Below are 26,425 nucleotides of genomic sequence, written 5' to 3' on the forward strand. Positions count from 1 at the left end.
GCCCCGCCCGCAGTCATGTCCGCTACGTGGCGGCGAGCGCCTCCGCGAGCCGTGCGGCCGGATCACCGGTGAGCCGGTGCCGCGACCGCCCGGCCGGCCACGTGGAGATGGCGTCGTCGGACCACCGCGGCACGACGTGGAAATGCAGGTGCCGCACCGACTGCTCCGACCCCGGGCCGCTGGCGTTGAGGATGTTCACGCCCGTCGCGTCCAGCGCGTGACGCATGGCGCGTGCCAGACGCTGGACCAGCTCGACCGTCTCCGTCAACACCTCGGCGGGCGTGTCGAAGACGTCGGCGTGGTGGGCGGTCGGCACCACGAGAGTATGTCCCGGCGCCAGGGGATCGAGCGGGGTGAACGCCCGGGCGGACGGCTCACGGGCCACCCACCGGGCCCTGTCTTCGCGGATGAGTCGACAGAAGGTGCACTCCATGCGGGCGACCTTGCCACACGCCCGCGCAGCCCGAACCGCGACGGAGCTGACTCCAGCCCGCCGTGGATACCGACGACCACGGACGAGCCGGGGCGGGCGATCAACCGCAGCTACTCGTCCGGCAGGAACCGGTGGCCCTGCTGAGCCGTCCCCGTCCCGCGCGGGGCCGAGGCGCCCTCGCGCGGCTGCGGCCGACTTCATCGGGAACGCCCCGGCGGGCAACCTCCCGCCCTTCCGGGGAGTCCTCCCTCCGGCAACCCCCATTCTCCGCCCGAAGGACCTCCATGAGACTCCCCGCCCCCCTGCGCGCGGCCAACGAACTGCTCGCGTTCCTCGTCGAGGTCGTCGCCCTCGTCGCGTTCGCCCGCTGGGGGTGGCACGCCTCGGAGAACACGGCGCTGCGCGTGCTCCTCGCCGTGACCGTCCCGGGTGTCGCGGCGACGGTGTGGGGGATGTACGCGTCGCCCAAGGCGCGGTACGCCCTGCCGGTCGCGGGGGTGGTGGGGGTCAAGATGCTGGTCTTCGCGTGCGCGGTGGCCGCGCTGTACGACCTCGACGGCTCGGGGGCGGCGCTGTCGTACACCGCCGTGGTTGCGGTCAACACCGTACTGCTGACCCTGGACCGGAGCGCCCGCGCGCGTGCGTCGCAGGCCCGGTGAATCCCGCACACCGGCTACTCGAAGCCGCGCCCCATCTCGTCCATGACCTCCGCGATCAGCTCGGCAGGCTCGCGGTCCGGGGCCTCCTCGATCCAGGTACGCATGGCGATCCGCAGGGAGGCGAGGAAGCCCGCCGCGAGGACCAGGGGGCGGACCGGGTGGCCGGTGGGGCCGGGGCGGTCGGCGACGGCCCCGGCCAGGTCGCGTTCCATCTCCGCGTGATTGGCCAACTGGCGCGCGAGCAAGGAGGGATGGCGCAGAGCGAGGCGGGTGCGCACGGCCCAGTCCCGTTCCAGGGGCGGGACTTGTGAGGTGAACTCCACCATCGCCCCGCGCAGCGCGGCCCAGGCGGGTTCACCGGCGGGGCGGTCGCGCACGAGGCGGACGAGTTCACGTATCTGCCGCTCTTCCCCGTAGAGGAGGGCGTCCTCCTTGTTGGTGAAGTAGTTGGAGAAGGTTCTGCGCGAGATGCCGGCCGCGTCCGCGACCGCTTCCACCGTGACGTGGTCGAAGCCGTGCTCGACGGTGAGGTGCAAAGTCGCCTCGTGCACCGCCTGACGGGTGGCTTCCTTCTTGCGCTCCCGCAGTCCCACAGAGTTCTCCATCCGGCCATTCTCTCTTGGCCGTTGATCGTTGCGCACCCGGCAAGATTTCCCGTGTTGCATGTATGGTGAAGTGTTCCTGTCATCTCTTGGCCGGGCCCGTGTTCCGTGCTTTCGGGTGCGTGCGCCCCGGTGTCCGCCGGCCTGCCGCGCGCCCCGGGCCCTCGTCCCGTGTGACGCGCGACGCGGCCGGCGCTGAACGGAGTCGGGCCCGGCACGCGAGCGGCCCGCCGTGAGTCGCGCCGCCGGACCCGCTCAGCCCTCACACAACTCCGGAGGTTGCGCGTGAGCGCAGAAACGGCCACGCCGACCGAAGCCGTACCGATGACGCACCGCGAGGTGCTGCGGGCGCTGAGCGGTCTGCTTCTCGTGCTCTTCGTCGCCCTGACCAGCAGCACCGTCGTCTCGGTGGCGCTCCCGCAGATCATCGGAGCCCTCAACGGCACGCAGTCCCAGTACACATGGGTGGTCACCGCCACCTTGCTGGCATCCACCGCCTCCACCCCGATCTGGGGCAAACTCGCTGACCTCTTCAGCAAGAAACTGCTGCTGCAGACGGCCATCTGCCTCTTCGTCGTCTCCTCCGTCGCCTGCGGATTCGCCCAGTCCACCGGTCAGTTGATCGCCTTCCGGGTCATCCAGGGCCTCGGCATGGGCGCGGTGCAGGTGCTCGTCCAGGTGGTCATCGGCGCGATGATCAGCCCCAAGGAGCGCGGCCGGTACAACGGTTACCTCGGCGGGGTCATGGCCGTCGCCACCGTCGGCGGCCCGCTGCTCGGCGGATTCATCACCGACACCTCGTGGCTCGGCTGGCGTTGGTGCTTCTTCGTCGCCGTGCCCTTCGCGCTGGTCGCCTTCGTGATGCTCGCCCGGACCCTGCACCTGGTGGAGACCCGCCGCCCCGACGCCAAGGTCGACTACCTCGGCGCCTCCCTGATAGCCGCCGGCGTCAGCCTCCTGCTGCTCTGGGTCACCTTCGTCGGCGACGACTTCGACTGGATCTCCTGGCAGTCCGGCGCGATGGTCGCCGGCAGCCTGCTGATCCTCGGTGCGGCCGTCCTCGTGGAGGCCCGGGTCAAGGAGCCGGTCGTCCCGCTCCACGTCGTCCGCCGCCGGGACCCCGCGCTCGCCATCGTCGCGAGCCTCTCGGTCGGCATGGCCATGTTCGGCGGGGCCGTCTTCCTCGGCCAGTACTTCCAGATCGGCCGCGGCTACTCGCCGATCCAGTCCGGGCTGCTCACCATCCCGCTGATGTTCGGGGTGCTGGTCTCCTCCACCGTCGCGGGCCGCCTCGTCTCGCGCACCGGCAAGGTCAAGCCGTTCATCCTGACCGGCGTCGTCGTGCTCACCCTCGGCCTCCTCGGGCTGTCGACCATCGACCACACGACGAGCCTGGTCCTCGTCGGGGTGGGCATGTTCGCCGTCGGCGCCGGTGTCGGCATGTCGATGCAGAACCTCGTGCTGGTCCTCCAGAACACCGTCCCGCTCAGGGAACTCGGCGCGGCCAGCGGCGCCATCACCTTCTTCCGGTCGCTCGGCGGCACCATGGGGGTCTCGGTGCTCGGCGCGGTGCTCGCCAGTCAGGTCAGCACGAAGATCGCCGACGGGCTGAAGAAGCTCGGCGTCGATCCGGCCGCCTCCTCCTCGGGCGGTTCCACGCTCAACCTGAAGGCGATGCCGCCGCAGATCCAGGAGGTGGTCCGCGCCGCGTACGGCGACGCGACCGGCCACATCTTCCTCATCGCCGCGTGCATCGCCGTCGTCGGTGTCGCGGCGGCGTCCTTCCTGACCCCGACGAAGCTCCGCGACAGCGTGGACCTCTGACGGCCCGTACCGAAGAGCACGCCCGTGCCCGCGCCGCGACCAGGCGCGGGCACGGGCGTGTTCGGTCCGCGCCGGTCCTGTTGTACTGTGACCGGACTCCCGCACGGAGGGGCCCGCACAGGGTTCCCCGGGCGAGGGGGACGTCCCCGCACGGGGGACCCGGACCGAGGAGGTGAGCCCCCATTACCGCTGCGTCAGGCTGGGTGCTCACCCCGTACGGTCGCGACGTCCACCGGACGTGAGCGAACGCGGAGCGCCCAACGGCTCCCGAAAGGCTCCGCCATGTCGGTTCTTCCTCCTCCGTCCACCCGCTCCACGATCGTCACCGCGCTCCGCACCGCCGGCTGTGTCTTCGCCGAGGACGAAGCGGAACTGATCCTCTCCACCGCCGCCTCCCCGGCCGAGACCGCCGCCATGGTCCGGCGCCGCGCCGAGGGGCAGCCCCTCGAACACGTCCTGGGCTGGGCCTCGTTCCACGGCCTGCGGGTCGCCGTGGACCCGGGGGTCTTCGTGCCCCGCCGGCGCAGCGAGTTCCTCGTCGACCAGGCCGCCGCCACCGTCACCCACCCGGCCACCGGGAGCCACGCCACCCGCACCCCCGTCGTCGTCGACCTCTGCTGCGGCTCCGGCGCCCTCGGCGCCGCACTCGCCCGGGTCCTCGGACCGGTGGAGCTGCACGCCTGCGACGTCGAACCGGCGGCCGTACGCTGCGCCCGGCGCAACCTCGACGGCGTGGGCCAGGTCCACGAGGGCGACCTCTTCGCCGCGTTGCCGACCGGGCTGCGCGGCCGGATCGACGTACTCCTCGCCAACGTGCCGTACGTACCCACCGGCGACGTCCCCCTCCTCCCCGCCGAGGCCCGCGACCACGAACCGCGCGTCGCCCTCGACGGGGGCGACGACGGGCTCGACGTGATGCGCCGGGTGGTCGCCGCCGCCCCCGGGTGGCTCGCGCCGGGCGGCAGCCTGCTGATGGAGACCAGCGAACGCCAGGCGGACCGCGCGCTCGCCACCGTCCGCGGCGGCGGTCTCGACGCCCGCACGGCGACCTGCGACGAACTCTGGGCCACCGTCGTCATCGGCACCGGGCCCCGGCGACCGTGAGGGTGACGGCCGCCGGCCCCCCCGCCCCCGGGACGAACTCCCCGGCACGGGGCTACGCTCGAACCCCCACCACACGCGGGGTACGCGGGGCAGGAGAGCACGGTATGACGACGGTGCCGGTACCGAATCCGGGGCGCAGGAGCAGCACGTTCAGCCGGCTGCTGCGCCACGGCTTCACCGACCCCTCGGGCGCGGAGCGGCTGCTGCAACTGCCCGCACTCACGGCGGTGCGGTCGGACCCGGTCCTGGTGGAGGCGCTCGGCGCCTCCGCCGACCCGGACCTGGCGCTGCGGGGCCTCGTCCGCCTCGTGGAGGCACAGGCGGAGGACGAGCAGCGGCTGCTGCTCGACACCCTGGTGACCGCGAAACCGCTGCGGGACCGGCTGCTCGGCGTCCTCGGCGCCTCCGAGGCCCTCGGCGACCACCTCTCCCGCCACCCGGACGACTGGAAAGAGCTGGTCACCTACGAGGCGGCCGACCTGCACCCCGGGGTCCCGGAGTTCGAACGCCACCTCGCTGAGGCCACCGGCCCCGACTCGCTGCGCGTCGCCTACCGCCGGTGTCTGCTGGCCATAGCGGCCAGGGACGTCTGCGGCACCACCGACCTCGCCCAGACCGCCGCCGAGCTGGCCGACCTCGCCACGGCCACCCTGCGGGCCGCACTCGCCATCGCGCGTACCGCCGCCCCCGAGGACGCGGCGCTCTGCCGGCTCGCCGTCATCGCCATGGGCAAGTGCGGTGGCCACGAGCTGAACTACGTCTCCGACGTCGACGTCATCTTCGTCGGCGAGTCCGTCGCCCCCGACCCCACCCCGCAGGACGAGACGGCGGCCGTGCGGGCGGCCGGCCGGCTGGCCTCCCACATGATGCGGATCTGCTCCGACACCACCGTCGAGGGCACCATCTGGCCCGTCGACGCCAACCTCCGCCCCGAGGGCCGCAACGGCCCGCTGGTGCGCACCCTCTCCTCCCACCTCGCCTACTACCAGCGCTGGGCCAAGACCTGGGAGTTCCAGGCGCTGCTCAAGGCCCGCCCGGTGGCCGGCGACCCGGAGCTGGGGGCCGCCTACGTGGACGCCGTCGCCCCCCTGGTGTGGCACGCCGCCGACCGGGAGCACTTCGTCCCGGACGTGCAGAAGATGCGCCGCCGGGTCGTGGACAACATCCCCGCCGACCGCGTCGACCGGGAGCTGAAGCTCGGCCCCGGCGGACTGCGCGACGTCGAGTTCGCCGTACAGCTGCTCCAGCTGGTGCACGGCCGCAGCGACGCCTCCCTGCACAGCGGCACCACCCTGGAGGCGCTGCGGGCGCTCGCCGAAGGCGGTTACGTGGGACGCGCGGACGCCGCCCAGCTCGACGACGCGTACCGCTTCCTGCGCCTCATGGAGCACCGCATCCAGCTCTACCGGCTGCGCCGCACCCACCTGGTGCCCGAGGGCGAGGCCGACCTGCGGCGGCTCGGCCGCTCGCTGGGGCTGCGCACCGACCCGGTGACCGAGCTGAACCGGGCGTGGAAACGGCACGCCTCGGTCGTCCGCAAACTGCACGAGAAACTCTTCTACCGGCCGCTGCTGGACGCCGTGGCCCAGCTCGCGCCCGGCGAGAGCCGGCTCTCGGCGAAGGCGGCGGGCACCCGGCTGGAAGCCCTCGGATACGCCGACCCGGCCGCCGCGCTCCGGCACTTGGAGGCGCTGTCGTCCGGGGTCTCCCGCAAGGCCGCGATCCAGCGGACGCTGCTGCCGGTGCTGCTCGGCTGGTTCGCCGACTCCGCGGACCCGGACGCCGGTCTCCTCGGCTTCCGCCAGGTATCCGACGCGCTCGGCCGCACCCCCTGGTACCTGCGGCTGCTGCGCGACGAGGGCGCGGCCGCCGAGAACCTCGCCCGGGTGCTGTCCGCCGGGCGTCTCGCCCCGGACCTGCTGATGCGGGCCCCGGAGGCGGTCGCCATCCTCGGCGACCCGGGAGGTCTCGCCCCGCGCAGCCGGGAGCACCTGGACCAGGAGGTGCTGGCCGCCGTGGGCCGGGCGCCCGACGCGGAATCCGCGGTCGCCGTCGTACGCGGCGTACGCCGGCGCGAACTCTTCCGTACGACGGCGGCGGACCTCATCGGCTCGTACGGCACCGAGGAGAACCCCGCCGAACCCGACCACGGGGCCCTCGCCGACCGGATCGGCTCCGCCGTCACCGACCTCAACGCCGCGACCCTGGCCGGCGCCCTGCGCGCCGCCGTCCGCGCCCAGTGGGGCGACACCCTGCCGACCCGGTTCGCGGTCATCGGCATGGGCCGCTTCGGCGGCCACGAGCTCGGTTACGGCTCCGACGCCGACGTGCTCTTCGTGCACGCCCCGCGGGAGGGGGTGAGCGACGAGGAGGCCGCCCGCGCCGCCAACACGGTGATCGCCGAGATGCGCAGGCTCCTCCAGCTGCCCACCGCCGACCCGCCGCTGCTGATCGACGCCGACCTGCGGCCCGAGGGCAAGAGCGGCCCCTTGGCCCGCTCCCTCAAGTCGTACGAGGCGTACTACCGGCGCTGGTCGCTCGTCTGGGAGAGCCAGGCCCTGCTGCGGGCCGAACCGGTGGCCGGCGACGAGGACCTCGGTCGCGACTTCGTCGAGCTGATCGATCCGTTCCGCTACCCGGTGGAGGGACTCGGTGACGACGCGGTGCGCGAGATCCGCCGCCTCAAGGCCCGGATGGAGTCGGAACGGCTGCCGCGCGGCGCCGACCCCACCCTCCACACCAAGCTCGGCCGGGGCGGGCTCAGCGACGTCGAGTGGACGGTGCAGCTCATGCAGATGCAGCACGGCTGGGCCGAGCCGGGGCTCCGCACCACCCGCACCCGCCGGGCGCTGGCGGCGGCCTCGGCGGCCGGTCTGATCCCGACCGGCGACGCGGCCGTTCTGGACGAGGCCTGGGTACTGGCCACCCGGGTCCGCAACGCCGTGATGCTGGTCCGCGGGCGCCCGGGAGACACCTTCCCGTCCAGCCCCCGCGAGCTCGCCGCGGTCGGCCGGTACCTCGGCTACGAATCCGGCAACGCGGGGACCATGCTCGACGACTACCGGCGCATCACGCGCCGGGCGCGCGCCGTGGTGGACGAGCGGTTCTACGGGGCGTGAGGCACGGGTCCCCCCGGCCGGCCCCGACCCCTGCGAGGGGAGAAGGGGCCGGCCGGGGCGGAAACGCCGAGAGGGCCGCAAACGCCGCCTCGGCGCAGCCCTCCCCAGCCCCTCAGCGCCGTCCCGGCGCTCCAGGGGTCTCCGTGGCGGGCGTACGGCTCGCGGAGGGCGCGGGGGCACCCCGGTCCGAGGAGACCGGCGTCCGCCGCCCGGTCCGCACGGCGGCCCCGCCCCGGGCCGTACCGAGCCCCACGAGCCGGGTCCGCAAGGGGGTGCGCGGTGGCTCGACCCGCCGGGCCAGGCGGTGGGGGAGCGTGCCGTACACGACGTACGCGACGGCGAAGCCGAAGCTCAGGCAGACCACACCGCCCACCGCGTCCAGCCAGAAGTGGTTGGCCGTCGACACGATCACCACGAGGGTGGCGACCGGGTAGAGCAGCCCCAGCACCCGGGCCCACGGCACCGAGGCGAGCGCGAAGATCGTCAGCCCGCACCAGAGCGACCAGCCGATGTGCATCGACGGCATCGCGGCGTACTGGTTCGACATGTTCTTGAGGTTGCCCGAGGCCATCGAGCCCCAGGTGTGGTGCACGAGGACCGTGTCGACGAAGTGGCCGCCGTTCATGAGCCGGGGTGGCGCCAGCGGGACGAGGTAGTAGCCGAGCAGGGCGACGCCCGTGGTCGCGAAAAGGACCAGTCTGGCCGCCGCGTAACGCCCCGGGTGGCTGCGGAACAGCCACACCAGCACCCCGATGGTCACGATGAAGTGCAGCGTCGCGTAGTAGTAGTTCATCGACACGATGAGCCATGTCACCGAGTTCACCGCGTGGTTGACGCTGTGTTCGAAGCCCGCGCCGAGAGTGTTCTCGAAGGACCAGACCCAGTCGGCGTTCCGCAGTGCCGCCGTCCGCTGTTCCGGGACGGCGTTGCGCACCAGCGAGTAGAGCCAGTAACTGACCCCGATCAGAAGGACTTCGAACCACAGCCGTGGGCGGCGCGGTGACCGCGTCCCACGCAGTCGCGCCGTCAGTCCTTTTCCGCCTCGATCGCCCGTGCTGTCCGTCTTGTCCTTGGTGGGTGACGGACAGGCCACCGACGGGCCTTCCTGTGTACTCACCTGAGAATCACCCATGGGCACAGAGTCTGCCAGATACGTCCCCCACCGCCCGATCATCCTCCGGTCGGGTTCCGGTCGCACGTCCTGCACCCTGCGGAGGAGGATGCCATCATCAGGAGGGGCCGGGCCCCGCCGCGGTCGAACCGCGGACCACGAGCTCGGGCATGAAGACGAACTCGCTGTGCGGGGCGGGCGTACCGCCGATCTCCTCCAGCAACGTCCGTACGGCGGCCTGCCCCATGGCGGTCACCGGCTGTCGGATGGTCGTCAGCGGCGGGTCCGTGAAGGCTATGAGCGGCGAATCGTCGTAACCGACCACCGAGAGATCGCGCGGCACCTGCCGTGACAGCCGGCGGGCCGCCCGGATCGCGCCCAGCGCCATCATGTCGCTCGCGCACACCACCGCGGTGCAGCCGCGCTCCATCAGCGCCGTGGCCGCCGCCTGGCCGCCCTCCAGCGTGTACAGGGAGTGCTGGATCAGCTCCTCCACCCGCTCCTCGCCCAGGCCGAGCTGCTCGCCCATCGTCGCGTGGAAGCCCTCGATCTTGCGGAGGACCGGGACGAAGCGCTTGGGGCCGACGGCGAGACCGATCCGGGTGTGACCGAGCGACACCAGATGCGTCACCGCCAGCCGCATCGCCGCACGGTCGTCCGGCGAGATGAACGGGGCCTGGACCTTCGCGGAGAAGCCGTTGACGAGGACGAACGGGACGCCCTGCGCCCGCAACTGCTCGTAGCGGCCCATGTCCGCCGAGGTGTCGGCGTGCAGCCCGGAGACGAAGATGATGCCGGAGACGCCCCGGTCCACCAGCATCTCGGTCAGCTCGTCCTCGGTGGAACCGCCGGGGGTCTGGGTCGCCAGCACGGGGGTGTACCCCTGCCGGGTCAGCGCCTGCCCGATCACCTGGGCCAGCGCCGGGAAGATCGGGTTCTCCAGCTCGGGCGTGATCAGGCCGACCAGTCCGGCGCTGCGCCGGCGCAGGCGTACGGGGCGTTCGTACCCGAGGACGTCGAGTGCCGCGAGGACGGATTCGCGGGTGGCCGCCGCTACACCGGGTTTGCCGTTCAGGACCCGGCTGACCGTCGCTTCGCTGACCCCCGCCTGAGTTGCGATATCGGCAAGCCGTGCGGTCATGAAAGGGGACTGTACCGGGCGCCTCCCGGATTGCCCACAGGGCCCGGGTTCCAGCCGCGCCGGCCCCTTCCGTCCCCGGCCCCGGCGTCACGCCGGAGCGGCTCCGGCAACATCTTGCAAGGTCTTGCGGCCACCTCTGTGCGCCTTGCAGTCGGATGGTCACATCAACCGGACCCCGTGTATGACCTGGGACAGCAGGGGTATGCACCCCGCGTCAAGCATCACGACGGCAACCTTGAGGACACGCACATGTAACGATCGCCGCATCTTGCAGAAAAGTTCCGCAAGGTCTTTCGGACTTCTTTCATCCTTGTTACGTTCCTGGACGACCCGGCGCCGCGACGGAGCGGTACGGCAGTTGAAGGAGTTCACATGCGACGTGGCATAACGGCCACCGTCCTGGTCGCGACCCTGGCGCTCGCGGCGACCGCGTGCGGAAGCGACGACAAGTCCGACAGCAGCGGCAGCAAGAGCTCGGGCGAGCTCTCCGGCACGGTCACCTGGTGGGACACCTCCAGCGTCGGCAGTGAGGACAAGGTCTTCAAGAAGATCGCCGAGGGCTTCGAGAAGCTGCACCCCAAGGTCGACGTCAAGTACGTCAACGTGCCCTTCGGTGACGCGCAGAACAAGTTCAAGAACGCGGCCCAGGCCGGCACCGGCGCCCCCGACGTGATCCGCTCCGAGGTCGCCTGGACCCCGGACTTCGCGAACCTCGGCTACCTCGCCCCGCTCGACGGAACCCCGGCCCTCAGGGACCAGGACGACTTCCTCCCGCAGGCCGTCGCGTCGACCAAGTACGACGGCAAGACGTACGCCGTGCCGCAGGTCATCGACTCCATGGGCATCTTCTACAACAAGGCCATGTTCGCGAAGGCCGGTGTCAAGGTCCCGACCACGATCGCCGAGCTGAAGACCGCCTCCGCCGCCATCAAGGAGAAGACCGGCAAGACCGGCCTCTACCTCCGCGGCGACGACGCGTACTACTTCCTCTCCTTCCTGTACGGCGAGGGCGGCGACCTGGTCGACGCCGACTCCAAGACCGTCAAGATCGACAGCCCCGAGGCTGTCAAGGCGTTCAAGGTCGTCAAGGACCTGGTCGACTCCGGTGCCGCGAAGACGGACGCCACGGACGGCTGGGACAACATGATGCAGTCGTTCAAGTCCGGCGACGTCGCCATGATGATCAACGGCCCCTGGGCCGTGGCCGACACGCTGACGGGCGACCAGTTCAAGGACGCCGCCAACCTCGGCATCACCAACGTCCCGGCCGGCTCCGTCGCCCAGGGCGCCCCGCAGGGCGGTCACAACCTCGCGGTGTACGCGGGTTCGAAGAACCTCGACGCCTCCTACGCCTTCGTCGACTACATGACGTCGGTGGACGCCCAGGCCACGGCCGCCGGTGAGCTGAACCTGCTCCCGACCCGCACCTCGGCGTACGCCCGCAAGGAAGCCGTCGACAGCGAGATCGTGAACTTCTTCAAGCCGGTCGTCGAGACCTCGGTCGAGCGCCCGTGGATCCCCGAGGGCGGCAGCCTCTTCGCCCCGCTGGTCACGCAGTACACCGAGGTCCTCACCGGCCAGACCACTCCGGAGAAGGCCGCGAAGGACAGCGGCGACGCGTACCGCAAGCTCCTCAAGGGCTGGAAGTAACAGGAAGGTTGGCCGACTGATGGCTGTCCACACCAGCCAGTCGGTGGCAAAGGCCGCGGGCGACGACGTCGCCCGCGGCCGGAGCCGCGCTACTGGTACCCCGACGCCGGGCAAGCTCCGGCGCTCTCTGTCCACGCACTGGTACGCCTGGGTCATGGTGGCCCCGGTGGTGCTCGTCATCGGCGTGATCATCGGCTACCCGCTGGTCCGCGGCGTCTGGCTGTCGCTGACCGACGCCAATGAGCGCAACGTGGCGCGTTCCATCGGCGTCAACGAGATCCCCGCGACCTACAAGTTCGTCGGCCTGGACAACTACAAGGACGCGCTCACCGGCGGCGAGTTCATGTCCACGCTCGGCTGGACACTGGTGTGGACGATCGCCTGCGTGAGCATCACGTTCTGCCTCGGCATGGCGCTCGCCAACATCCTGAACCGGCGCATCGTCGGCCGCTCCGCCTACCGCATGGCCCTGATCCTTCCCTGGGCCGTGCCCGGCTTCGTTTCCGTCTTCGCCTGGCGCTTCCTCTTCAACGACGAGCGCGGCATCCTCAACGCGATGCTCGGCGGTGTCGGCATCGACGGTGTCCCCTGGCTGAACGACCCCACCTGGGCGAAGTTCTCCGTGATCGCCGTCAACGTCTGGCTCGGCGTCCCCTTCATGATGGTCGCCCTGCTCGGCGGTCTGCAGTCCATACCCGCGGAGCAGTACGAAGCGGCCGAGATGGACGGCGCCACCGCCTGGCAGCGTTTCCGGCACATCACCGTGCCGGGGCTCGCTCCGGTCTCCACGACGGTGGTCCTGCTCTCCACGATCTGGACCTTCAACATGTTCCCGGTGATCTTCCTGCTCACGCGGGGCGGCCCCGGTGAGTCGACCCAGATCCTCGTCACCCAGGCGTACAAGTTCTCCTTCGAGATCAGCCCGCGCGACTTCGCGCAGTCCTCCACGTGGGGCGTGCTGATCCTCGTCCTCCTCATGATCTTCGCCGCGGTCTACCGGCGAGTGCTCCGCAAGCAGGGAGATGTCTGGTGACCACCCTCACCCCCACCCGAGGGCGTCGGGCAGCGCGCACCCCGCGCCTGCGCGGGCAGCGTTCTCCGCTCGCCTCCGTGGCGCTGCACGTCACGCTGATCATCACTTCGGTGATCGCGGTCTTCCCGGTGCTCTGGGTCCTGCTGACCTCGCTGAAGCCGGCCAAGTACGCGACGACGACGGACTTCTTCAAGGAGACGACGTTCGTCAACTACACCAACCTGATCAAGGACACCGAGTTCGTCACCTGGTTCGGCAACTCGGTGCTGGTCGCGGGTCTCTCCACGGTCCTCGGCGTCTTCGTCTCCGCCACCACCGGCTACGCGGTCAGCCGCTTCCGCTTCCCCGGCAAGCGCGGTCTGATGTGGACCCTGCTGATCACGCAGATGTTCCCGGTCGCCGTGCTGATCGTGCCGATCTACAACATCATGGCGGCCCTCGGACTGCTCAACCAGCCCGCCGGCCTCGTGATCACCTACCTCACCATCTCGGTGCCGTTCTGCGCCTGGATGATGAAGGGCTTCTTCGACACGATCCCGCGCGAGATCGACGAGTCCGGACAGGTCGACGGCCTCACCCCGTTCGGCACGTTCTGGCGGCTCGTCCTCCCGCTGGCCAAGCCCGGCCTCGCGGTCACCGCGTTCTACTCCTTCATCACCGCCTGGGGCGAGGTCGCGTACGCCTCCGCGTTCATGGTCGGTGACGAGAACCTCACGCTCGCCGGCGGACTGCAGAAGTTCGTCAACCAGTACGGAGCCCAGTGGGGCCCCATGACCGCCGCGTCGGTCCTCATCGCCATCCCGGCGGCCGTGGTCTTCCTGTTCGCGCAGAAGCACCTGGTCACCGGAATGTCGGCCGGAGCAGTCAAGGGCTGACCGGAGGCGGTGTCCGACCCTGACCCGCGGACACCGCCGAACCGTCACCCACCCCCACGCGTCACCGCATTCGTCACGGCGGCGCCGGACCCCCCGACCGGGACCCCGGCGCCGCTCCCCACCCAGACACCCCAGGGACGACATGACCCAGCACCTCGCTGCCCCCTCCACCGGCACGTCCGACGACGCCCCGGACAACCGCACCGGCTGGTGGCAGGATGCGGTGATCTACCAGGTCTATCCACGGAGCTTCGCCGACGGCAACGGCGACGGCATGGGCGATCTCGCGGGCGTCACCGCGCGGCTCCCGTACCTCCGGGACCTCGGTGTCGACGCCGTCTGGCTGAGCCCCTTCTACGCGTCCCCGCAGGCCGACGCCGGTTACGACGTCGCCGACTACCGGGCCATCGACCCGATGTTCGGCTCGCTGCTCGACGCCGACGCCCTGATCCGCGAGGCCCACGCCCTGGACCTGCGCATCATCGTCGACCTGGTCCCCAACCACTCCTCCGACCAGCACGAGTGGTTCAAGCGCGCGCTGGCCGAGGGCCCCGGCTCCGCCCTGCGCGAGCGCTACCACTTCCGCGCCGGCAAGGGCGAGACGGGCGAACTTGCGCCCAACGACTGGGAGTCCATCTTCGGCGGCCCGGCGTGGACCCGGACCACGAACGCGGACGGTACCCCGGGCGAGTGGTACCTGCACCTCTTCGCGCCCGAGCAGCCCGACTTCAACTGGGAGCACCCGGCCGTCGCCGACGAGTTCCGCTCGATCCTGCGTTTCTGGCTCGACATGGGCGTCGACGGCTTCCGCGTCGACGTCGCCCACGGCCTGGTCAAGGCCGAGGGCCTGCCCGACCTCGGCTCGCACGACCAGCTCAAGCTGCTCGGCAACGACGTCATGCCGTTCTTCGACCAGGACGGCGTGCACGCCATCTACCGCACCTGGCGCACCATCCTCGACGAGTACCCGGGCGAGCGCATCGCCGTCGCCGAGGCGTGGACCCCGACCGTCGAGCGCACCGCCAACTACGTGCGCCCCGACGAGATGCACCAGGCGTTCAACTTCCAGTACCTCTCCACCGACTGGGACGCGGCCGCGCTGCGTACCGTCATCGACTCCTCGCTCGCCGCGATGCGTCCGGTCGGCGCCCCCACCACCTGGGTGCTCTCGAACCACGACGTCACCCGGCACGCCACCCGCTTCGCCAACGAGCCGGGCCTGGGCACCCAGATCCGTACCGCCGGCGACCGCGAGACGGGTCTGCGCCGCGCCCGTGCCGCGACCCTGCTGATGCTGGCGCTGCCCGGCTCCGCCTACGTCTACCAGGGCGAGGAGCTCGGCCTGCCCGACGTCACCGACCTGCCCGACGAGGCCCGCCAGGACCCGTCGTTCTTCCGCGCCGACGGCCAGGACGGCTACCGCGACGGCTGCCGCGTCCCGATCCCGTGGACCCGCGAGGGCAGCAGCTACGGCTTCGGCGACGGCGGCAGCTGGCTCCCGCAGCCCCAGGGCTGGGGCGAGCTGTCCATCGAGGCGCAGACCGGCGTGGAGGGCTCCACCCTGGAGCTGTACCGCACCGCCATCGCCGCCCGCCGCGAGCTGCCGGGCCTCGGCGCCGGCAGCGACGTGGAGTGGCTGGACGGCCCCGAGGGCGTCCTCGCCTTCGCCCGCCCCGGCTTCGTCTGCACCGTGAACACGACCGGCGCCCCGGTGCGGGTCCCCGCCCCCGGCACGGTGCTGGTCTCCAGCGCCCCGGTCACCGTCGAAGGCGGCACGGCCGAGGTTCCCGCCGACACCACGGTGTGGTGGACGGTGTGACCGTCCCCGCACCCCGGACCGGCTCGGCGCTGCGGCTCTCCGACATCGCCGGGCAGGCCGCGGTGAGCGAGGCCACCGTCAGCCGGGTGCTCAACGGCAAACCGGGCGTCGCCGACGGCACCCGGCAGCGGGTGCTGGCGGCGCTGGACATCCTCGGCTACGAACGTCCCGTGCGGCTGCGCCGGCGCAGCGCCGGGCTGATCGGGTTGGTGACACCTGAACTCGTCAACCCGATCTTCCCGGCCTTCGCGCAGTCGGTCGAGCAGGTCCTCGCCGGGCACGGGTACACCCCCGTGCTCTGCACCCAGCTGCCGGGCGGCGCCACCGAGGACGAGCTGGTCGAACAGCTCGTCGAGCGCGGCGTCGGCGGCATCGTCTTCCTGTCCGGTCTGCACGCCGACCTGTCGGCCGACCCGGCGCGCTATGCCGAACTCGCCGAGCGCGGTGTGCCGTTCGTCCTGATCAACGGGTACAACGAGCGCATCAGCGCGCCGTTCGTCTCGCCGGACGACGCCGCCGCCGTGCGGATGGCCGTCGGCCACCTCGCCGCGCTGGGTCACCGCAAGATCGGCCTGGCGATCGGACCGCAGCGTTACGTGCCCTCCCGCCGCAAGCGGGACGGGTTCCTCGACGTGGCGGTCCGCACGCTGGGGATGACCCGCGAGGAGGCCGAACTCCTCGTCTGCTCCACGCTGTTCGGCGTGGAGGGCGGTCAGGTGGCGGCCGGTGCGCTCCTCGACCAGGGGTGCACGGGCATCGTCTGCGGCAGTGACCTGATGGCGCTGGGCGTGGTGCGCGCGGCCCGGGGGAGGGGCCTGGAGGTCCCGCGCGACGTCTCCGTGGTCGGCTTCGACGACTCCCAGCTGATCGCCTTCACCGACCCGCCGCTGACCACCGTGCGCCAGCCGGTGCAGGCGATGGCCGCCGCCGCGGTGGGGGCGCTGCTGGAGGAGATCGCCGGAAGTCCCGTGCAGCGCACGGAGTACGTGTTCCAGCCGGAGCTGGTCGTACGCGGTTCGACCGCGGCGCTCCGGGCGGTACGGGGGGCATAGACGGGCGGCACGCGGCCGGAGGGGGGTCGCGTGCCGCACGGGTGTTTTCGCACGCACCCGTGTGGGGCGGTGCGACCCGGTGAGGGTCCCGCAGGCGCGGAGGAGAGGCGCCGGGAGTCGGCCCAGGGTTGGGCCGGCGGGGAGGTGACTCCCGGTGCCTCTCATCGCGTCGACCGGCCCGGCCGGCCGGGCGCGTGGGGCCCTGCGCCGGAGCGCGGACCCCCGGCCGGCCGGACCGGAGTCACCAAGAACGTAACAGGCTCGCAATATCTTGCGTAAGTCCTTGCAGGCAGGAAAATCCAGCATTTCGCGGATGTGAGCGGGTCATGTCCAAAGTATTGACCCCGGCCTGACGGGCTCGTACGGTCTGCACCGCAGCCAGGTTTCCAGTCTTGCTGCAAGAACATTCAAGAGCCTTCCGGCACGGCGCGTTGTCACGTGAGGCTGCTCGGTCACCCGCGTTTCCCCCACAGCAGGAGGAAAGACATGGCACGCAGACCGCTGTCCGCCGCTCTCGCCCTCGCGGCCGGAGTCGCCGCGCTGGTCGTCCCCGCAGGTGTCGGGGCCACGGCCGCCCAGGCCGCCACGCCGGGCACCAAGGACGTCACCGCCGTCCTGTTCGAGTGGAAGTTCGCCTCCGTGGCGCAGGCGTGCACCAGCACCCTCGGCCCGGCCGGCTACGGCTACGTCCAGGTCTCCCCGCCCATGGAGCACATCCAGGGCGGCCAGTGGTGGACCTCCTACCAGCCGGTCAGCTACAAGATCGCCGGCCGGCTCGGCGACCGCACCGCCTTCGCGAACATGGTCACCACCTGCCACAACGCCGGGGTGAAGGTCGTCGCCGACACCGTCATCAACCACATGTCGGCGGGGTCGGGCACCGGCACCGGCGGGTCCTCGTACACGAAGTACGACTACCCGGGCGTCTACTCGGTCAACGACATGAACGACTGCCAGTCGCAGATCAGCAACTACGGCGACCGCGCCAACGTGCAGAACTGCGAACTCGTGGGCCTCGCCGACCTGGACACCGGCGAGGAGTACGTACGCGGCAAGATAGCCGGGTACCTGAACGACCTGCTCTCCCTCGGCGTCGACGGCTTCCGGATCGACGCGGCCAAGCACATGCCGGCCGCCGACCTCGCCAACATCAAGTCCCGGCTGACCAACCCGAACGCCTACTGGAAGCAGGAGGCCATCTACGGGGCCGGGGAGGCCGTCCAGCCCTCCGAGTACACCGGCACCGGAGACGTCCAGGAGTTCCGCTACGCCCGCGGCCTCAAGCAGACCTTCCAGAGCGAGAACCTCGCCAACCTCAAGAACTACGGCGAGGGCTGGGGCTTCATGCCCTCCGCCCAGTCGGCGGTCTTCGTCGACAACCACGACACCGAGCGCGGCGGCGACACCCTCAACTACAAGGCGGGCGCCTCCTACACGCTGGCCAACGTCTTCATGCTGGCCTACCCGTACGGCTCCCCCGACGTGCACTCCGGCTACGAGTTCAGCGACGTCGACGCCGGACCGCCCAACGGCGGCCAGGTGAACGCTTGCTACGCCGACGGCTGGAAGTGCCAGCACGCCTGGCCGCAGATCTCCTCGATGGTCGCCTTCCGCAACGCCGCGCGCGGTGAGGCCGTCACCAACTGGTGGGACAACGGCGCCGACCAGATCGCTTTCGGCCGCGGTGCCAAGGCGTACGTCGCCATCAACCACGAGTCCTCGTCGCTGACCCGGACGTTCCAGACCGGCCTGCCCGCCGGCTCCTACTGCGACGTGCAGACCGGCAACGCCGTGACGGTCAACTCCTCCGGGCAGTTCACCGCCACCCTCGGCGCCGACACCGCGCTCGCCCTGCACGTCAACTCCCGCACCTGCACCGGTACGGGCACCGGCACGGACCCCGGTACCGGCACCACCACCTCCGGGGCCACCTTCGGCGTCAACGCCACCACCTCGCTCGGCCAGAACATCTACGTCACCGGCAACCAGCCGGCCCTCGGCAACTGGGACCCGAACAGCGCCCTGAAGCTCGACCCGGCGACGTACCCCGTCTGGAAGCTCGACGTGGCCCTCGCCGCCGGCACCTCCTTCGCGTACAAGTACCTCCGCAAGGACGCCGCGGGGAACGTCACCTGGGAGAGCGGTGCCAACCGCACCGCCACCGTGCCCGCCACCGGAAAGATCTCGCTGACCAGCGACGTCTGGCGCAGCTGAACGACCAGGCACGGGCCGGGAGCGCGCATGGACGCCTCCCGGCCCGCGCCTTTGCCCCGCCGCCCCCGCCGGGCCGGCCGTACCGCCCCACCCACCGTCCGAGGAGAACCCTCCGTGTCCCGAACCACCCTCCGCCGGGGAGCCGTCGCCGCGCTGTGCGCCGCGCTGCTGCCCGTCGTACCGGCGGCGACCGCGTCCGCCACGACCAGACCACCCTCCCCGCCCTCGGACGCGTCCCTCGCCAGGGAGTCGTCCCGCAAGGACCTCACCCGTGAGCAGTTCTACTTCGTCATGCCCGACCGGTTCGCCGACGGCGACACCTCCAACGACAAGGGCGGCCTGACCGGCTCCCGGCTGGAGACCGGGTACGACCCCACGGACAAGGGCTTCTACCAGGGCGGCGACCTCAAGGGGCTCACCAAGCGGCTCGACTACATCAAGGGCCTCGGCACCACCGCGATCTGGCTCGCCCCGATCTTCAAGAACCGCCCCGTGCAGGGCACCGGCGCCGACGCCTCGGCCGGCTACCACGGCTACTGGATCACCGACTTCACGCAGGTGGACCCCCACTTCGGCACCAACGCCGATCTGGAGAAGCTGATCGACAAGGCCCACGGCAAGGGCATGAAGGTCTTCTTCGACGTCATCACCAACCACACGGCCGACACCGTCGACTACGCCGAGAAGAGCTACGGCTACCAGCCCAAGGGCGCCTACCCCTACCTCGACACCGAGGGCCGGCCGTTCGACGACGGCGACGGCATGGCGAAGGTGGACGCGGACTCCTTCCCGTACACCCCGAAGGTGACCGCCGAGAAGGTCCCGTCCTGGCTCGACGACCCGACGATGTACCACAACCGGGGCGACTCCACCTACGCGGGCGAGTCCACCGAGTACGGCGACTTCTCCGGCCTCGACGACCTGTGGACCGAGCGCCCCGAGGTCGTCTCCGGCATGGAGAGGATCTACCAGAAGTGGGTCCGCGACTTCGACATCGACGGCTTCCGCATCGACACCGTCAAGCACGTCGACATGGACTTCTGGACCCAGTGGGCGACCGCCCTCGACACCTACGCCGCCAAGCACGGCCGGGACGACTTCTTCATGTTCGGCGAGGTCTACTCCGCCGACACCGCGATCACCTCGCCGTACGTGACCCAGGGCCGGCTGGACGCGACGCTGGACTTCCCCTTCCAGGAAGCCGCCCGCCAGTACGCCTCCCAGGGCGCCCCGGCCTCCAAGCTCGCCTCGCTCTACGCCGACGACTACCGGTACACCACCGACAAGGCGAACGCCTACGAGCAGGTCACCTTCCTCGGCAACCACGACATGGGCCGCATCGGGACCTTCCTCAAGCAGGACAACCCGAACGCCTCCGACGCCGAACTGGTCAAGCGCGACAAGCTCGCCAACGAGCTGATGTTCCTCGGCCGCGGCAACCCCGTCGTCTACTCCGGCGACGAGCAGGGCTACACCGGCGCCGGCGGCGACAAGGACGCCCGCCAGCCGCTCTTCGCCACCAAGATCGCCGACTACCTCGACGACGACCAGCTCGGCACCGCACGCACGCACGCCTCCGACGCGTACGACACCACCCACCCGCTGTACACGTCGATCGCCGCGCTCTCCAAGCTCACCAAGGCCAACCCCGCCCTCCAGGACGGCGTCCAGACCGAGCGCTACGCCGAGGGCTCCGTCTACGCGTACTCCCGCATCGACGCCAAGCACTCCAACGAGTACCTCGTCGCCGTCAACAACGGCACCGAGCCCCGGACGGTCGAGCTCACCACCGAGTCCGCCCGGATGAACTTCCGCACCATCTACGGCGGTTCCGCCACCGTGCGCAGCGGCGCCGACAAGAGGGTCACCGTCACGGTGCCCGCCCTGTCGAGCATCGTGCTCCGCGCCGACCAGACCCTCGCCGCCCCCGCCACCAAGCCCTCGGTCACCCTCAAGGCCCCGGCGGCCGGCGCGACCGGCACCGTCGAGATCACCGCCGACGTCACCGGCGGACAGCTCGACCGCGTGGTGTTCGCCGCCCAGACCGGCAACGGCAAGTGGCGCACCCTCGGCACCGCCGACCACGCCCCGTACAAGGTCACCCAGGTCGTCGACGACACCGTCGCCGCCGGAACGCCCCTGCGGTACAAGGCCGTCGTCGTGGACCGGACCGGCCGCACCTCCAGTGCCTCGGCCTCCACCACCGCCGGTCAGGCGCCGCCCGCCGCCAAGCCCGTCGCCGTCGAGCGCGACTACGCCGTCGTCCACTACCGGCGCGCGGACGGCGACTACGACGGCTGGCAGCTGAAGTCCGGCGATGCCACCGCCGAGTTCACCGGCCGTGACGCGTACGGCGCGTTCGCCTGGCTGAAGCTCACCGAGGGCACCTCCACCGTGCCGTACACCGTCGAGAAGAACGGGACCGCGGACGGCCCGCAGCGGTCCGTCGACCTCGCCACCACCGGCCAGGTCTGGATCGCCCAGGGCGACGACGGTCAGGTCACCGACGTACCCGAGGGCGCCGGCCCCTCCACCGACACCACCAAGGCCGTCCTGCACTACCACCGCGAGGACGGGAACTACGACGGCTGGGGCCTGCACACCTGGACCGGCGCCAAGGACCCGACCGACTGGGCCAAGCCGCTCCAGCCGGTGAAGAAGGACGCCTATGGCGTCACCTTCGAGGTCCCGCTCGCCGACGGCGCCACCTCGCTCAGCTACATCCTCCACAAGGGGGACGAGAAGGACCTCCCGAGCGACCAGTCCCTCGACTTCGCCGGCAAGGGCCACGAGGTCTGGATGCTCGGCGGCACCGCCAGCTACCTCCTGCCGGCCGCCGCCGGAGTCCCCGCCCCCGACCTGACCAAGGCCGAGGCGCAGTGGATCGACGCCGACACCGTCGTCTGGAAGGTCGAGGCCACCGCCGCCACCAGCCAGCAGCTCGTCTACGCCAAGAACGGCGGGATCTCCGTCGTCGACGGGGCGCTTTCCGACGAAGGCCAGTGGCTGCGCCTGAACCGGACCACCCTGACCGACGCGCAGAAGGCGAAGTACCCGCACCTCAAGGACTACCCGGCCTTCCAGATCGACGTCCGCGACCGCGACCGGGTCCGTGAATCCCTGCGCGGCCAGCTGATCGCCACCCAGCGCGCCGCGAACGGCGCCCTCCTCGCCGCCACCGGCGTACAGATCCCCGGAGTGCTCGACAGCCTGTACCCCAAGGCCACCGGCGCCGCCCTCGGCCCCGTCTTCGACAAGGGCGTCCCCACACTCTCCGTGTGGGCCCCCACCGCCCGGACCGTCCAGCTCGAACTGGACGGCAAGACCCTCCCGATGCGGCGCGACGACACCACCGGCGTCTGGTCCGTCAAGGGAACCAAGTCCTGGAACGGTAAGCCCTACCGCTACCTCGTCCAGGTCTGGGCGCCCACCGTCCGGAAGATCGTCACCAACAAGGTCACCGACCCCTACTCCACCGCCCTGACCACCGACTCCGCCCGCAGCCTCGTCGTCGACCTCGCCGACCCGAAGCTCGCGCCCGCCGGCTGGTCCTCCCAGAAGAAGCCCGCCGCCGTCCCGCTGAGCAGCGCGCAGATCCAGGAACTCCAGATCCGCGATTTCTCCATCGCGGACCCCACCTCCCAGCACCCCGGCGAGTACCTCGCCTTCACCGACACGGCCTCCGACGGCATGAAGCACCTCAAGGAGCTCGCCGACTCCGGCACCTCCTACGTGCACCTGCTGCCCGCCTTCGACATCGGCACCATCTCCGAGAAGAAGTCCGACCAGCAGCAGCCCGCCTGTGACCTGAAGGTCTACGCCCCCGACTCCGACGAGCAGCAGGCCTGCGTCACGGCCGCCGCCGCGAAGGACGGCTTCAACTGGGGCTACGACCCGCTGCACTACACCGTCCCGGAGGGCTCCTACGCCTCCGACCCGGACGGAACCGAGCGCACCGTCGAGTTCCGCCGGATGGTCCAGGGCCTCAACGACGCCGGACTGCGGACCGTCATGGACGTCGTCTACAACCACACCGTCGCCTCCGGCCAGGACGACAAGTCGATCCTCGACCGGATCGTGCCCGGCTACTACCAGCGGCTCATGGACGACGGAACCGTCGCCAACTCCAGCTGCTGCGCCAACACCGCGCCCGAGAACGCCATGATGGGCAAGCTCGTCGTGGACTCGCTCGTCACGTGGGCCAAGCAGTACAAGGTCGACGGCTTCCGCTTCGACCTGATGGGCCACCACCCCAAGGCGAACATCCTCGCCGTGCGCAAGGCGCTCGACGGCCTGACGCCCGCCAAGGACGGCGTCGACGGGAAGAAGATCATCCTCTACGGCGAGGGCTGGAACTTCGGCGAGATCGCCGACGACGCCCGCTTCGTCCAGGCCACCCAGAAGAACATGGCCGGCACCGGCATCGCCACCTTCGACGACCGTGCCCGCGACGCCGTGCGCGGCGGCGGCCCCTTCGACGCCGACCCCGGCGTCCAGGGCTTCGCCTCCGGCCTCTACACCGACCCCAACGGCTCCACCTCCAACGGCACCGAGGCCGAGCAGAAGGCCCGCCTCCTGCACTACCAGGACCTGATCAAGGTCGGCCTCTCCGGCAGCCTCGCCGACTACACGTTCACCGACACCTCGGGTGACGAGGTCACCGGTGCGGGCGTCGACTACAACGGCCAGCCCGCCGGATACGCGGCGGCCCCCGGCGACGCCCTCGCCTACTCCGACGCCCACGACAACGAAAGCCTCTACGACGCACTCGCGTTCAAGCTCCCCGCCGGCACCTCGGCCGCGGACCGGGCCAGGATGCAGGTCATCGCCATGGGCGTCTCCACCCTCTCCCAGGGGCCCTCGCTCTCCCAGGCGGGCACCGACCTGCTGCGCTCCAAGTCCCTGGACCGCAACTCCTTCGACAGCGGCGACTGGTACAACGCCATCCACTGGAACTGCCAGGACGGCAACGGCTTCGGCCGGGGCCTGCCGCCGGCCGCGGACAACCAGGACAAGTGGTCGTACGCCAAGCCGCTGCTGACCAACCCCGGCCTCACCCCCGGCTGCGCGCAGATCACCGGTACGTCCGCCGCCTACCAGGACCTGCTGACGATCCGGAGCACCGAGAAGGCGTTCGCCCTCACCTCCGCCGCCCAGGTCCAGTCCACCCTCGCCTTCCCGCTCTCGGGCAAGGACGAGACCCCCGGCGTCATCACCATGACCCTCGGTGACCTGGTCGTCGTCATCAACGCCACCCCGTCCACCACCACCCAGAAGGTGGACGCGGCGGCGGGCAAGGACTACGCCCTGCACCCGGTGCAGGCGGCGGGCGCGGACCTTACCGTCAAGCAGTCGCGGTACGAAGCGGAATCCGGCAGCTTCACCGTCCCAGGACGGACCGTCGCCGTGTTTTCACGTCCCCGGCACTGACGGGCTACGGTGTGACCGCACGCGTCGGCGACGGAGCCGCAGCGGCCCGGCGCCGAGCACCGTAACTCCGCCACAACCGGCCGGTCACGGCGTCACTCCCCGCACGGGAGTGGCGCCGGGGCCGGCCGGTCCGGTCGGTCGGTGACACCCGCCGGCCGGCCGGCGCACCAGGCCCGAGCTCGCCGGACGGTGATGATGAAGATCGTGGGAAACCTGCCCGAGGAGACGACCAGTTTCATCGGCCGCGGGGTCGAACTCCTGCGCCTCGAATCCGCCCTGACGCCGTACCACCTCGTCGGGCACCGGCTCACCCCGCACCGCATGACCACACTCGTCGGCCCCGGCGGCGTCGGAAAGTCACGCCTCGCCCGCCGCGCCACCCGCCTCGTCGGCCACCGCTACCAGGACGGCGTCCGGTGGGCCGACCTCTCCCCCCTCTACGGCGACGACCTGCTGCTGCCCACCGTCTCCGACGCCGTCGGCCTCGCCGACCACGCCCTGCGGATGCCCGTGGACGCGCTCTGCGAATGGCTCGCGGACAAGAACACCCTGCTCGTCCTCGACTCCTGCGAACACCTGCGCGCACCCACCGCACACCTCCTCGGCGAACTCCTCACCATCGCCCCCGGCCTGACCGTCGTCGCCACCAGCAGGCAGCCCCTCGGCGTCCGCGGCGAGAACATCGTGGAAGTCCCCCCACTGCCCTACGACGGCGAGAGCGACGCCCTCACCCTCTTCCGCGACCGGGTGCGCGTCGCGGCCCCCGGCATCACCTTCCGGCGCCCGGCCGACACCCGGGCCGCCGAAGAGATCTGCCGCCGCCTCGAAGGACTCCCGCTGGCGCTGGAACTGGCCGCGGCCTCCGCCCGCCGCCACACCCTGCGCCAGATCGCCGACCGGCTCGGCTCCCGGCTGGACGTCCTCAGCGACGACTCCCAGCGCCCCCGCCGCCACCGCGCCCTCCTCACCACCATCGGCTGGAGCCACGAGCTCTGCACCCCCCTCGAACGCCTCCTGTGGGCCCGTCTCACCCCCTTGCGCGGCGACTTCGACGAAGAGGCCGCCCGGGAGGTCTGCGCCGGCGGCCCCCTCGGCCCCGACGCGGTGACCGAGGCGCTGCGCGGACTCGTCGCCAAGTCCGTCGTCAAACGCGACGGCGAACGCCACCACATGCTCGACACCCTGCGCGAGTACGGCCGGATGTGGCTCATCGAACTCGGCGAGGAGGAGGTGGCCGGCGCCGCCCGCCGGCACGCCGCCCGGTTCCTGAGCCTGGCCCGCCGCGCCCACTCCGGATGGACCGGCCGCGACCAGGTCGCCTGGTACCACAAGGTCTCCGACAGCCACCTCGACCTCTGCGCCGCCCTCGACCACCTCCTCGTCCACGACATCCGCGCCGCCCAGGAGATGGCCGGACGCATCGGCTTCTTCTGGAGCTGCTGCGGCCACCTGACCGCCGCCCGGAGCTACGCCCGGCGCGCCCTGCGAGGCGGCCCGCTCGACGGCCCCGACCGCACCCGGCTGCTCTGGGTCATGGGCGTCGCGGCCCTGCTCCAGGGCGACTTCGAGGCCGCGGAGCGGCTCGGCGCCGAGTGCACGGCCCACGCCGAGACCGACGGCGACGACGAGGGAATCCTCAACTCGACCTATCTGGCCGGACTCACCCACATCATGCGGGGCGAGCCGCGGACCGCCCTGCGAGCCGCCGAACGCGCGCTGCGCCTGACCGAGGCGAGGACGGTCGAGTCGGCCTACCGCCTGCGCTGCCACCTCATCACGGTCTTCGCGCTGAGCGGCCTCGGCCGGCTCGACGAGGCCGCGCAGGCGGCCGCCGCGCTCAGGGCCGCCTGCGAGGAGCACGACGAACACTGGACCCGTTCCTACGCCGACTACCAACTCGCCCTGATCGCCCTGCTCCAGGGCCGCCCGGACGCGGCAGCGGCACACGCCCGCACCATGCTCCGGGGCAAACACCGGCTGCGCGACAGCTTCGGCATCGCCCTCGGCCTCGACATCCTCGCCTCCGCCATCGCCGCCCAGGGCCAGGGCGCGCGCGCCGCACGGGTCTACGGCACCGGGCAGGTGTACTGGCGGATGGTCGGGCACCCGCAGCGCGGCACCCCCGACGTCACCCCGGTGCGCGAGAGCTGGGAGCGGCAGGCCCGGGAGGCCGTCGGCGACCTCGCCTACCAGCGCGCCTTCGAGCGGGGCCGGACCGACACCGCCGAGGCGGGACTCGCGGCGGCGCTCTGGGACGAGTCCCGGATCTGACCCGTACCGGTACGGGCGCGGGGGCGTGAGCGCGCCGGGCCGGCACGGGGACGGGGCGGCCGGGCGGTGAGACACGCTTGTGCGGCCC

16 protein-coding genes are annotated in these 26,425 nt (G+C 71.3%); 12 read left to right on the top strand and 4 right to left on the bottom strand.

From position 1 onward, the window contains the following. Positions 1-22 precede the first annotated feature (22 nt). On the bottom strand, positions 23-697 hold the full coding sequence (locus tag OHT52_RS23020; RefSeq protein ID WP_328722071.1) for an HIT family protein: 675 nt from the start codon (positions 695-697) through the stop codon (positions 23-25). Positions 698-717: 20 nt separating this feature from the next. On the opposite strand from OHT52_RS23020, the gene OHT52_RS23025 reads away from it, so the two are divergent. Next, positions 718-1,092: a YrdB family protein gene (locus OHT52_RS23025; protein ID WP_328722072.1), complete on the top strand. Its 375-nt coding sequence runs from the start codon at positions 718-720 to the stop codon at positions 1,090-1,092. A gap of 14 nt (positions 1,093-1,106) precedes the next feature. Here OHT52_RS23025 and OHT52_RS23030 read toward each other — a convergent pair whose 3' ends face one another. Continuing rightward, the gene (locus OHT52_RS23030; protein ID WP_328722073.1) at positions 1,107-1,697 is read right to left on the bottom strand and encodes an acyl-CoA-like ligand-binding transcription factor; all 591 of its coding nucleotides are present in this window, start codon (positions 1,695-1,697) and stop codon (positions 1,107-1,109) included. A 321-nt stretch (positions 1,698-2,018) separates the two neighbouring features. Between OHT52_RS23030 and OHT52_RS23035 the strand changes: the two genes are divergently transcribed. From OHT52_RS23035 to OHT52_RS23045, 3 genes are all read left to right on the top strand, one after another. After that, the gene (locus OHT52_RS23035; RefSeq protein WP_328723861.1) at positions 2,019-3,518 is read left to right on the top strand and encodes an MFS transporter; all 1,500 of its coding nucleotides are present in this window, start codon (positions 2,019-2,021) and stop codon (positions 3,516-3,518) included. A gap of 282 nt (positions 3,519-3,800) precedes the next feature. Then, positions 3,801-4,622, top strand: coding sequence for a putative protein N(5)-glutamine methyltransferase (locus tag OHT52_RS23040; protein ID WP_328722074.1), 822 nt, complete (start codon positions 3,801-3,803; stop codon positions 4,620-4,622). A gap of 104 nt (positions 4,623-4,726) precedes the next feature. Continuing rightward, positions 4,727-7,741, top strand: coding sequence for a bifunctional [glutamine synthetase] adenylyltransferase/[glutamine synthetase]-adenylyl-L-tyrosine phosphorylase (locus OHT52_RS23045; protein ID WP_328722075.1), 3,015 nt, complete (start codon positions 4,727-4,729; stop codon positions 7,739-7,741). A 112-nt stretch (positions 7,742-7,853) separates the two neighbouring features. On the opposite strand, the gene OHT52_RS23050 is transcribed toward OHT52_RS23045, so the two are convergent. Beyond that, positions 7,854-8,873: a phosphatase PAP2 family protein gene (locus OHT52_RS23050; protein WP_328722076.1), complete on the bottom strand. Its 1,020-nt coding sequence runs from the start codon at positions 8,871-8,873 to the stop codon at positions 7,854-7,856. A 97-nt stretch (positions 8,874-8,970) separates the two neighbouring features. Next, complete coding sequence (locus tag OHT52_RS23055; RefSeq protein ID WP_328722077.1) at positions 8,971-9,993, bottom strand: LacI family DNA-binding transcriptional regulator; 1,023 nt, start codon at positions 9,991-9,993, stop codon at positions 8,971-8,973. A 372-nt stretch (positions 9,994-10,365) separates the two neighbouring features. Here OHT52_RS23055 and OHT52_RS23060 point away from each other — a divergent pair, with 372 nt between their 5' ends. The 8 genes from OHT52_RS23060 (at position 10,366) to OHT52_RS23095 (ending at position 26,337) form a co-directional block, all read left to right on the top strand. Next, complete coding sequence (locus OHT52_RS23060) at positions 10,366-11,643, top strand: extracellular solute-binding protein (RefSeq protein ID WP_328722078.1); 1,278 nt, start codon at positions 10,366-10,368, stop codon at positions 11,641-11,643. A gap of 19 nt (positions 11,644-11,662) precedes the next feature. After that, positions 11,663-12,676 carry a carbohydrate ABC transporter permease gene (locus OHT52_RS23065; RefSeq protein ID WP_328722079.1) on the top strand — a complete coding sequence of 338 codons (1,014 nt, stop codon included), beginning with the start codon at positions 11,663-11,665 and terminating at the stop codon, positions 12,674-12,676. Further along, entirely contained in the window at positions 12,673-13,551 is an 879-nt protein-coding gene (locus tag OHT52_RS23070) for a sugar ABC transporter permease (protein WP_328722080.1), read from the top strand. Before OHT52_RS23065 ends, OHT52_RS23070 begins: the two co-directional genes overlap by 4 nt. A 142-nt stretch (positions 13,552-13,693) precedes the next feature. Further along, entirely contained in the window at positions 13,694-15,370 is a 1,677-nt protein-coding gene (locus OHT52_RS23075) for a glycoside hydrolase family 13 protein (protein WP_328722081.1), read from the top strand. Continuing rightward, positions 15,355-16,422: a LacI family DNA-binding transcriptional regulator gene (locus tag OHT52_RS23080; protein WP_328722082.1), complete on the top strand. Its 1,068-nt coding sequence runs from the start codon at positions 15,355-15,357 to the stop codon at positions 16,420-16,422. The genes OHT52_RS23075 and OHT52_RS23080 overlap by 16 nt, the downstream gene beginning before the upstream one ends. Before the next feature lie 486 nt (positions 16,423-16,908). Further along, entirely contained in the window at positions 16,909-18,636 is a 1,728-nt protein-coding gene (locus tag OHT52_RS23085) for a carbohydrate-binding module family 20 domain-containing protein (RefSeq protein ID WP_328722083.1), read from the top strand. A 114-nt stretch (positions 18,637-18,750) separates the two neighbouring features. After that, on the top strand, positions 18,751-24,066 hold the full coding sequence (gene pulA / locus OHT52_RS23090) for a pullulanase-type alpha-1,6-glucosidase (protein WP_328722084.1): 5,316 nt from the start codon (positions 18,751-18,753) through the stop codon (positions 24,064-24,066). A gap of 195 nt (positions 24,067-24,261) precedes the next feature. Then, positions 24,262-26,337 (top strand): ATP-binding protein, encoded by a 2,076-nt coding sequence (locus tag OHT52_RS23095; RefSeq protein WP_328723862.1) that lies wholly within the window; start codon positions 24,262-24,264, stop codon positions 26,335-26,337. The last annotated feature ends 88 nt before the right edge of the window (positions 26,338-26,425 follow it).

The sequence above is a fragment of the Streptomyces sp. NBC_00247 genome, assembly GCF_036188265.1.
In the GTDB taxonomy this organism is placed as follows: domain Bacteria; phylum Actinomycetota; class Actinomycetes; order Streptomycetales; family Streptomycetaceae; genus Streptomyces.

Coding starts and splice junctions, on each gene's coding strand:
- OHT52_RS23020 (WP_328722071.1), bottom strand. CDS start 697: ATGGGGGTTGCCGGAGGGAGGACTCCCCGGAAGGGCGGGAGGTTGCCC.
- OHT52_RS23025 (WP_328722072.1), top strand. CDS start 718: ATGAGACTCCCCGCCCCCCTGCGCGCGGCCAACGAACTGCTCGCGTTC.
- OHT52_RS23030 (WP_328722073.1), bottom strand. CDS start 1,697: ATGGAGAACTCTGTGGGACTGCGGGAGCGCAAGAAGGAAGCCACCCGT.
- OHT52_RS23035 (WP_328723861.1), top strand. CDS start 2,019: ATGACGCACCGCGAGGTGCTGCGGGCGCTGAGCGGTCTGCTTCTCGTG.
- OHT52_RS23040 (WP_328722074.1), top strand. CDS start 3,801: ATGTCGGTTCTTCCTCCTCCGTCCACCCGCTCCACGATCGTCACCGCG.
- OHT52_RS23045 (WP_328722075.1), top strand. CDS start 4,727: ATGACGACGGTGCCGGTACCGAATCCGGGGCGCAGGAGCAGCACGTTC.
- OHT52_RS23050 (WP_328722076.1), bottom strand. CDS start 8,873: ATGGGTGATTCTCAGGTGAGTACACAGGAAGGCCCGTCGGTGGCCTGT.
- OHT52_RS23055 (WP_328722077.1), bottom strand. CDS start 9,993: ATGACCGCACGGCTTGCCGATATCGCAACTCAGGCGGGGGTCAGCGAA.
- OHT52_RS23060 (WP_328722078.1), top strand. CDS start 10,366: ATGCGACGTGGCATAACGGCCACCGTCCTGGTCGCGACCCTGGCGCTC.
- OHT52_RS23065 (WP_328722079.1), top strand. CDS start 11,663: ATGGCTGTCCACACCAGCCAGTCGGTGGCAAAGGCCGCGGGCGACGAC.
- OHT52_RS23075 (WP_328722081.1), top strand. CDS start 13,694: ATGACCCAGCACCTCGCTGCCCCCTCCACCGGCACGTCCGACGACGCC.
- OHT52_RS23085 (WP_328722083.1), top strand. CDS start 16,909: ATGGCACGCAGACCGCTGTCCGCCGCTCTCGCCCTCGCGGCCGGAGTC.
- OHT52_RS23095 (WP_328723862.1), top strand. CDS start 24,262: ATGAAGATCGTGGGAAACCTGCCCGAGGAGACGACCAGTTTCATCGGC.